Here is a 2,183-nt window from a genome sequence, read left to right as displayed (position 1 = left end):
CGGTCGACAGGGTGACGCCGGCCGGCAGGGCGCCGCTGGTCACCGCGTAGCTGTAGGGCGTGGTGCCCCCGCTGGCGGTGATCGAGGCGCTGTAGGCCGAAGCGACCGCGCCGTTGGCGAGCGAGGTCGGCGACAGCGTGATCGTCGGCGAGGCGACGGTGATGCTGTAGGCGGCCGCGCCCGTATAGGGACCCGAACCCGTGCTGGAGTCGGTGGCGGTGATCGTGAAGTTGTAGGCGCCGCCACCCGTCGGCGAGCCGCTGATGGCGCCGCCGGTCGACAGGGTGAGACCGGGCGGCAGGCTGCCGGCGGTCACCTGGAAGGTGTAGGCCGACGTGCCGCCGCTGGCGGTGATCGTGTCGCTGTAGGCGGTGGCGATGAGGCCGCCGGCCAGGGCGCCCGAAGCGGGCGACAGCGTGATCGACGGGGCGCCGATGACCAGGGTGTAGGCCTGCGTGCCGCTATACGTGCCGCCCGCGGTCGCGTCCGTCGCCTTGATGGTGATCGGGAACGACCCGCCTTCCGTCGGCGTGCCCGAGAGCACCCCGCCGGTCGTCAGGGTCAGGCCGGCGGGCAGAGTCCCGCTGTCGAGAGAGAAGACATAGGGAGTCGTGCCGCCGCTGGCGGTGATCGTCTGGCTGTAGGCGGCGGCCACGGCGCCGGCCGGCAGGGTCGAGGGCGACACGACGATCGTCGGAGCGCTCACCGTGATGCTGTAGCTGGCCGAGCCCGTGTAGTTGTTGCCGCTGCTGTCGGTGGCGGTGACCGTGAAGTTGTAGGTCCCCGTCGACGTCGGCGTGCCCGAAGCCAAGCCGTTGGTGCTCAGCGACAGGCCCGGAGGCAGGGCGCCGGCGGTGACGGCGAAGGTCGTCGGCGTGACGCCGCCCGTGCTGGTGAAGGTCTGGCTGTAGCTGACGCCGGCCTGGCCGCCCGGCAGGGCGCCCGAGGCGGGCGACAGGGTGATGGTCGGCGCGGCGATGGTCAGGTTGGCCGAGGCCGTGCTGGTGTAGCTGCCGTTGCCGCCCGAGCTGTCGGTGACGGTGACCACGACCGTGGCGGTGGTCGCCGTGGTCGGGGTGCCGCTGATGACGCCCGAGCTGTCCATGGTCAGGCCGGCGGGCAGGCCCGTGGCCGAGAAGTTGTTGTAGGGCGGATTACCGCCGCTGATGGTCACGACCGAGGAGCCGCTGTTGTAGACGGCGCCGACCGTGCCCGTGGAGGCCGGCAGGGTGACCGAGAACACCGGGTCGTCCACCGTCACGAAGACCTGGCCGACGTTCGACGTGCCGCCGGCGTTGGTGGCGACGTAGTTGAAGGTGTCGGTGCCGCGGAAGCCGACCGGCGGGGTGTAGCTCATCAGGCCCGCGCTATCGACGCTGACCGTAGCGCCGTAGGACGAGGCGCCGACCTGGTAGCCGGTCGGGCTTTCGGTGGCGTGCGGAGCCGCGCTGAAGGTCGTCGCCGTGGCCGAACCGCTGTTGTAGGTCAGGCCGTTGATGCTGAAGGACGAGACCACCGGCGCCGGCGGCAGGCTGACCGTCAGGGTCGCCGTGGTGTTGGCGTTGTACGGACCCGCGCCCAGCGAGCTGTCGGTGACGTTGACGGTGACCGTGAAGACCCCGTTGACCGCCGGCGTGCCGCTGATGACGCCGCCGCCGGCGTCGGTCAGACCCGAGGGCAGACCGCTGATGCTGTTGACGGTGTAGCTGGCCCGGCCGCCCGAGAAGGTCACGGCGGCGGCGCCCGAATTGTAGACGCGTTCGACCGTGGCCGTGCTGGCCGGCAGGGTGACCGTGATGGTCGGATTGCCGATGGTCACGGTGACCGTGGCCGGCGCCGAGGTGCCGCCGACGTTGGACGCCGTGTAGGTGAAGCTGTCGTTGGCGTTACGGTAGCCGACGGGGGGCGTGTAGGTCGCGATCCCGCTGCTGTTGACGCTGACCGAGCCGCCTTGAGCGGTCGTGGCCGAGCCCACGGCGTAGCTGGTCGGCGTGCCGCCGCCCGTGATGTAGAGCGACAGGTCGATGTTGGTCGTCGCGTTCGAGCCGTCGTTATAGGGGATGATCGAGCCGTAGGTCTGCGAGCTGCCGACCGGCGGCGCGACATAGGTGTACTGGTCGGAGGCGCTGGTGGCGCTGGTGCCGCCAGGCGTCGTGACGGTGATGTCGTAGGTGCCCGCCGAA

General features: G+C 70.9%; 1 protein-coding gene. It reads right to left on the bottom strand.

The window, feature by feature from the left end; genetic code table 11:
- The coding region (locus tag DMC18_RS22085; RefSeq protein ID WP_199232608.1) for a putative Ig domain-containing protein at nucleotides 1-2,183 on the bottom strand (2,183 nt) is incomplete at both ends.

Source organism: Caulobacter sp. D5, from assembly GCF_003185805.1.
Classification (GTDB): Bacteria; Pseudomonadota; Alphaproteobacteria; order Caulobacterales; family Caulobacteraceae; genus Caulobacter.
Note: the sequence above shows the minus strand (reverse complement) of the source record. Positions and strands in the feature narration are given on the sequence as shown.